Annotated in this window: 6 protein-coding genes and 1 tRNA gene; 5 read left to right on the top strand and 2 right to left on the bottom strand. The window is 28.4% G+C overall.

The window, feature by feature from the left end:
* Both pnp and ACIQ56_RS12975 read left to right on the top strand, forming a co-directional pair.
* Positions 1–1854, top strand: a 1854-nt coding sequence (pnp, locus tag ACIQ56_RS12980) for a polyribonucleotide nucleotidyltransferase (RefSeq protein WP_397601480.1), incomplete at its 5' end; no start/stop codon positions are given.
* Positions 1855–1941: 87 nt separating this feature from the next.
* A complete protein-coding gene (locus ACIQ56_RS12975) occupies positions 1942–2253 on the top strand; it encodes a hypothetical protein (RefSeq protein WP_397601479.1) in 312 nt (103 codons plus the stop codon).
* A 14-nt stretch (positions 2254–2267) separates the two neighbouring features.
* Here ACIQ56_RS12975 and ACIQ56_RS12970 read toward each other — a convergent pair whose 3' ends face one another.
* Complete coding sequence (locus ACIQ56_RS12970) at positions 2268–3101, bottom strand: alpha/beta fold hydrolase (RefSeq protein WP_397601478.1); 834 nt, start codon at positions 3099–3101, stop codon at positions 2268–2270.
* Between the two features lie 10 nt (positions 3102–3111).
* Positions 3112–4722 carry a hypothetical protein gene (locus ACIQ56_RS12965; protein WP_397601477.1) on the bottom strand — a complete coding sequence of 537 codons (1611 nt, stop codon included), beginning with the start codon at positions 4720–4722 and terminating at the stop codon, positions 3112–3114.
* Between the two features lie 56 nt (positions 4723–4778).
* On the opposite strand from ACIQ56_RS12965, the gene ACIQ56_RS12960 reads away from it, so the two are divergent.
* The 3 genes from ACIQ56_RS12960 (at position 4779) to ACIQ56_RS12950 (ending at position 6627) form a co-directional block, all read left to right on the top strand.
* Positions 4779–6224, top strand: a complete 1446-nt coding sequence (locus ACIQ56_RS12960; RefSeq protein ID WP_397601476.1) for an amidohydrolase family protein — start codon at positions 4779–4781, stop codon at positions 6222–6224.
* Positions 6225–6313: 89 nt separating this feature from the next.
* Positions 6314–6384 (top strand) — tRNA-Gln (locus ACIQ56_RS12955).
* Positions 6385–6450: 66 nt separating this feature from the next.
* The gene (locus tag ACIQ56_RS12950; protein ID WP_397601475.1) at positions 6451–6627 is read left to right on the top strand and encodes a hypothetical protein; all 177 of its coding nucleotides are present in this window, start codon (positions 6451–6453) and stop codon (positions 6625–6627) included.
* The last annotated feature ends 273 nt before the right edge of the window (positions 6628–6900 follow it).

Genomic DNA, 6900 nt, shown 5'->3' with positions numbered 1-6900 from the left:
ATCAGCCGTTTAATCGACCGCCCTATTCGCCCTCTATTTCCCGAAACTTACTTAGTAGAGACCCAGGTTATCGCTAAAGTCGTTTCCTTAGATCCTAAAATATCTCCTTCACAACTCGCTATTTTAGGCGCTAGTTGTGCTTTACATATTTCTGATATTCCTTTTGCAGGTCCTGTTGCAGGTGTTCGCGTTGGATTTAAAGATGGAAAATATTTAATTAATCCTCCAGAATCCGAACTTCCATCAAGCGATCTCGATCTTGTTGTTGCTGGTACAAAAGATGCTATTTTAATGGTTGAAGCTGCAGCAAATTTTTTAACAGAAGCACAAATTCTTGAAGCCATTGAAGTTGGCCATAAAGAAATTAAAAAACTATGCCATTTTCAAGATGAAATTCGTGAAAAATGCGGCAAAGAAAAACGCCAAGTTCCAGATGTTCCACAAAATGCGGAAATGAAGTCTGTAATTTCTAAAAAATACGCAAAAGCTTTGAAAGACGCTTATGCCATTGCTTCTAAATCTGATAGAAAAAAAGCAATTGATGTTGTTAAAAAAGAAGCGAAAGCAGAACTTGTTGAAGCTGGTAATACTGAATCCGAAAAAGCATTTAGTTACCTTTTTGAAATGCAAGAGTACAAAATATTACGTAACAGCATTATTAAAGACAATTATCGTGTTGATGGACGCTCTTCAAAAGACGTTCGTAATATTGACTGCCAAACAAGTGTATTAAAAAGAACACATGGTTCTGCATTATTTACACGCGGCGAAACGCAATCCTTAGGCGTTGTTACCTTAGGAACTCATGATGATGCTCAAAGAAGCGAATCTATCATGAACGTTCTCGAAGAAAAAACTTTCATGTTACATTACAACATGCCTGGTTATTCTGTTGGTGAAGTGAAACGTCTTGGCTCTCCAGCAAGACGTGAAGTGGGTCATGGTAATTTAGCGGAACGTGCTTTAAAAGCATCTCTTCCAACTAAAAATCGCTTTCCTTATTCAATTCGTATCGTATCTGAAATTACAGAAAGCAATGGCTCAAGCTCAATGGCTTCTGTTTGTTCTGGTACTTTATCCATGCTCGACGCTGGTGTTCCTTTAAAAGAGCCAATTGCTGGAATTGCAATGGGTCTTATTTTAGAAGGAAAAGAATACGCAATTCTATCTGATATTTTAGGCGACGAAGATCACCTAGGCGATATGGATTTTAAAGTTGCTGGCGGTAAAAACGGAATTACAGCTATGCAAATGGATATCAAAATCTCAGGAATTTCAATGGAAATTCTTGAAAAAGCACTTGCACAAGCTAAAGATGCTCGTATTTTAATCTTAGATAAAATGCTTCGCGCTATTTCTCGTCCAAATGATTTAAGTCAACTTGCCCCACGCATTGAACAAATTAAAATCAAACCCGAAAGAGTTCGTGATCTTATTGGCCCCGGTGGAAAAAATATCAAAAAAATTGTTTCTGACACAGGCTGTAAGTTAGAAGTAAATGATGAAGGCATTGTAAGCATTGCATCTACTGATGGAAATTCAGCAGCAAAAGCAAAACGTATGGTAAATTATTTAACGACAGATCCTGAAATTGGCGAAATATATCTTGGTATAGTTAAGAAAACAGCTGATTTTGGTGCCTTTGTTGAAATAAAACCTGGTGTCGAAGGGCTTGTTCACATATCACAACTTGCTGCAACCCGTATTAATAAAACGGAAGAAGTTGTTAAAGAAGGTGATGAAGTCATGGTTAAAGTAATTGAACTTGACCGCACAGGCCGTATTAAACTTAGCAGAAAAGATGCTATTGGCAAAACTCCTTCTAACGAAGGCACTCGTCCTTGGGTTTTATAAATTATATTTAAGTAATAATTTCCTATCTCAAGATTTCATTCTAAATCCCGAAAAGTAACAGAATTTACTTTAGGGATTTTTTTATTTATGAAGACAAAATCACTAATTATCATTGCTATCTTAATTATAAATTCCATTTTTATAGATAATATTTCTCAAGCAGAAGGATTTACTGCAAACTGGGTTGATATCATGATCCTTCATAATGGAAAATATCGTGTCATAATTAAATATACAAATTTAAGAATTGGTGAATACAGAGAAGCTTATGTTGACTTTGAATCTAAAAAAGAAGCCATTGCCGTGTTTCAAAAACTAGCACTTGGAGCTGATTTTTATTGGGGCGATAGAAAAACAATTCATTTTCATGATAAAATTGAAAAACCTAAACCATATTAACTATTAAAACAGAACTATAATTCAAATCTTTTAAAAAAATTATATAATATACTAGATATTAAAACAGGATCATCTGTAGTAATATCATGACCTAAATTATCTAATATACACAATTCCGCAAAGGGTACTTTATCCCATAAAAAAACAGTATTATTCCATGGCACCAATAAATCACCTTTGGAAACAATAAATAAATAATTATATTTTAATATTTTTTTATTCACTTTAATTCTATAAAAAACAGCTGCTAACAATTGACGAATTAAAGCTATCTTAGAAAAAGATTCTCTTTTCCAAATTTCATCCCATATTTTAACAATTTGTTTTTTATTTACTTTAGAATCATTAGATATTAAATATTTTGAAAAAAGTTTATGACTAGGTTTGCCTTTTATAAATGATATAAAAACAGAAAGTAAAATTAAAAATAATGGTTTGTAGTTAATTCTTTTTAAATTAAAACCAGCCGATGAAGAAGACATAATACAAACAGATTTCAAATTCATATTTATCCATTCATCATTAGATATCAGCCTAGACATTTCTAAGGAAACCATTCCACCTAAACTAATGCCAGCTAGATGAAAATTTAAAATATTATTTTTTTTTAAAGTATATAAAACGTCTAAGGCGAATTTTGAAATTTGTACCCTTCCAAATATATCTTTACTTCCTCCTGTACCTAAAAGATCAATAAAAATAATATCACAAAATTTTGATAATTCATGTTCAAAGTCCAGCCAAAAATTCATAGAGCGACCTAAACCTCTAAGCAAAACAACAGGATATTTAATTTTTGAAATATTTTGTGAATTTTTATATTTTAAATTTAATATTTTATAGTCCATATATTCTATTTTAAAAACTTTCAAATAATATTTTAGCTTTAAAAGGCGTTGTAAAAGTTTTACTAAACTTAAATAGCTTTAACTTGTCTTCCATACATTTATTGATCTTTTCTTGTGATAAACCTTTACTTATAAATTTAAAGTCCTTATTAGAAATGTCTAAAAATCTAGATTTACTTTTAAAGTTTTGAATTTGAATAAATCCATTTAAAATTAATAAAGGATCAGATACTTCCTGTTCAGATACACAAGATGCAATCTCTGTAGTTGTATATTCTTTTAATTGCTCTAAAAATCTTTTTAAATTTTCATTATTCTTTTTTGTACCAGTCAAAATTATTTTTAATTGAATATCACCAATAATACGATCTTTCTTCATTTGATCGCCAGAATAAGCATTATATACTTTTTTAACTGAAAATAATTTTTTTATCGTATAAATCTCATAATTTCTTTTAAAATAGAAACTAATATCTCCTATAACAGTCTTTTTAACATCTTTATTTTCTATAATATCTTCAAGATCACTTTTTTTAATTTCAGTAGTACCCACAAAGTATAATCCCTTTGGATCTTGCTTATTTGTTAAATTTAGTTCTATTATTTTTAATAGGGTTCTTTCTTTTATATCTTGATATTTAAAAAATTCTTCTGTCATTTTAAAATATTTTTTTAACTCTCTATCTTTTTTTAACAGAGAAGAAGTATTAAATTTTCTTTCTACTTTATTTTTCACATTTATTGTCATTGACTGCATTGTCCAATTTCCATTTGGAAGATAATATTTTTGAGGAAAAACATTATGAACCTTACATTTATCTTTGCTATTGTTAACATTTTCATAAAATACATATTGCAATGTATCGCCTTTATTAACCCAAACTGTTTTAAGAATTCCTTTTATGTCACAAGAAACATCTATTATCATACCAATATAATTTGAATTAGGATATTTAATTTTAGAACCATCAACCTGCAAAGAAGGAAACTGAGAATTTGCGTTTATAAATGTTATTTTATTACCATATATTAAATTTTTAACAGATTTAATTTGATTGTAAATGTCGTTTACATAAATATAATCTTCCTCAATTAAATCAACTTGAGATGAAACATTATTTATTATTCCTTCTTTTACTATTATATTGCTTTCATAAGAAATTTCTGGAATTGGAGATATATGATTATTACTAATTAAAAAATTAACATATTTTGATTTTGAATTACCATATGGATTAGTTGCAGATATTTCTATATTATTAATTACTTTATTCTTATTTACATATTCAATATTTATTCCTTTTAACTCATAATTTCCTGCTGGTATTTCAAATAATTTTTTTGAAAAAAATATTTTTGAAGAAAATTTAGAATTTATTGTTATAATATTATTCTTTTTACCTGTAGATTTAAGTTCTGAATATTCATTTTTATTCGTTTCAGTTTCATGCAATATTAATTTAACAGATTTAATCACGATTTCAGAATTATCAGAATTCGATTTATCATAATTTAATGTCCATGCCAAAGGTATCCATATAAATCCATTTTCTTTACTAAAACAGTTTATATGAAACATAAAAATTAAAATTATTATTGCATAACGAATAGTTTTCTCCATATAATATCTCTAGTGGCGATGCAACTTGATTGTTTGTATTATTTTTGGAGTCCAAGGTGAATTGCAATGAAATTATTTTTTCCAAAAAAATCCTTCTTAAAGAAGGGGCTTTATATAAAATTTTCCCTGCTTCAATAGAAATATCAGGAAATCATATTCACAAAGTCACAAAACTCTCATTAGAATCTTATCAAGAATCTCTAACAAAAGAAAAGCATTTTAAAAAAGTAACCATTCATGATTTTGGCGATCGACTTATAACCCCATCGTTTATTAATTCACACACTCACATAGCCATGAATTTTTTTAGAAGTTTTTTTAATACAAATTCAAAACCAAAAAACTTAATTGAAGATATTTTTTATAAAGCAGAATCTTTATTAACCCCTTCAGATGTAAGGTCTTTTTCAAGAATAGGCGCCTTTGAAAATATTTTAAATGGAAATGGCTTGATATGGGATCATTATTATTATGGTGAAGAAATTGCAAAAGCTTGTCAAGAAACTGGAATAGGAGCCGTAATTGCTCCTACATTGCAAGACATTTCTGGTCCAGGAGTCCCTATTTATAAAAAAATGTTAGATGAAACCTACAAAATTCATTCGAATCATTTATATGAAAGCTCAGGAATATATGCTGCATTTGGACCACATGCGACAGACACGGTAAGCGAAAGCCTTTGGCGCGAAATTCTTGAAGGCTCAAAAAAATTAAATATTCCAATACATGCTCATGTCGCCCAATCATATGAAGAAATAAATAGAATTTATAAAAAACATAAAACAACTCCTATACAGTTTTTAAACTCCCTAGGAATATTAAAAAATTCCTCCTCTAACTTATTTATTCATGGAATTTATTTAAATAAAAAAGATTTTAAGTTACTTCAAAGTAAAAACAATGCGCTTGTTTTTTGTCCCTTTTCACAAATGATTTTTCAATTTCCCGCAAATATTATTGATTGGTATAAAAATAAATTAAAATGGTTTGTTGCAACAGATTGTGTTGCAAGCAATGACTCCATGAATCTTCAAAAAGAACTTAAAATGGTTTCTGGTTTCCCGAGCCTACAGAGTACATTCCAAAATCATACAAATTTAATGGATAAGTTCACACAAAAAAACAAGTTATTATTTCTAAAAGAGAAGAATAATATAAAAAAAATTCAAATTAAATTTGCAGATAGCAGTTTTTTATTAAATAAAGTATTTGAAGGACCAGGAACATTTCATAATCAATTTAATGCAGGTATTATTCAACAAGGAGCTTTAGCAAATTTGAATATATGGGATTTAAATCACCCATCCATGTGGCCTTCAGAAAATATTCCTCGTAATTTATCTATGGGAGATACGACTGGTGCAATTTATAATATGATGATTTCTGGAAAATGGATTAGCAATAATGGTAACTTTACTCAAAGTATTTTGGAATCAGATATTTATAAAATGTCTTTAAAAGAAGCAAATGAGAGATTGAAATTTCTTCTTAAAAAATTATAACACTGATTATTTATTAACTTTTTTTAAATTAACAAAAAATCTCAGGCACTTGTATTTTTTTAATGATAAGTATACATTAAAAATCCTTTTGGGGAATCGTCTAATGGCAGGACACCGGTTTCTGATTCCGTATGTTTAGGTTCGACTCCTAATTCCCCAGCAACATTAATTTTTTAAGGAATTTTTTTTAGATATAAATTAATTCTTCATTATAATCGGAGAGATTATGAATAAAACCTCTCAAAAAATTAAAAATTCTTATAACAAAAAAGAACCCTGCTTGTATTTAAAAAATATTTTAGAAATAAACTACAAAAACAAATGCAAAAATTTGGTAAAACAACTTTTAAAAATGAATTCAATTAATAAAGAGAAACAATTACAAAAAAATATTTTCAAATAAAAAAATATTATTACAAAATTATATCCTAATTTTACACAACGTAACAATGTTGTTAATTATAGATTCTCTATAAATAAATTAATCCTAATAATTTGAATACTTATAAAAAAAAAGATATATTTTTTTAAAATATAGGAGGAATTTACTTTGAAAAAGAAAATAGCGACTACTTCAGTTGTTGTAACTTCAGCATTCATTTTGATCCTCCCCTAAGAAAGTAGACACCCAGATCCGAAAAAAACTTATAGGAAAGAGGTGTTGAAATGGTGTTAA

Source organism: Silvanigrella sp. (assembly GCF_044369315.1).
In the GTDB taxonomy this organism is placed as follows: Bacteria; Bdellovibrionota_B; Oligoflexia; order Silvanigrellales; family Silvanigrellaceae; genus Silvanigrella.
This window is presented reverse-complemented; position numbering and strand designations above follow the sequence as displayed.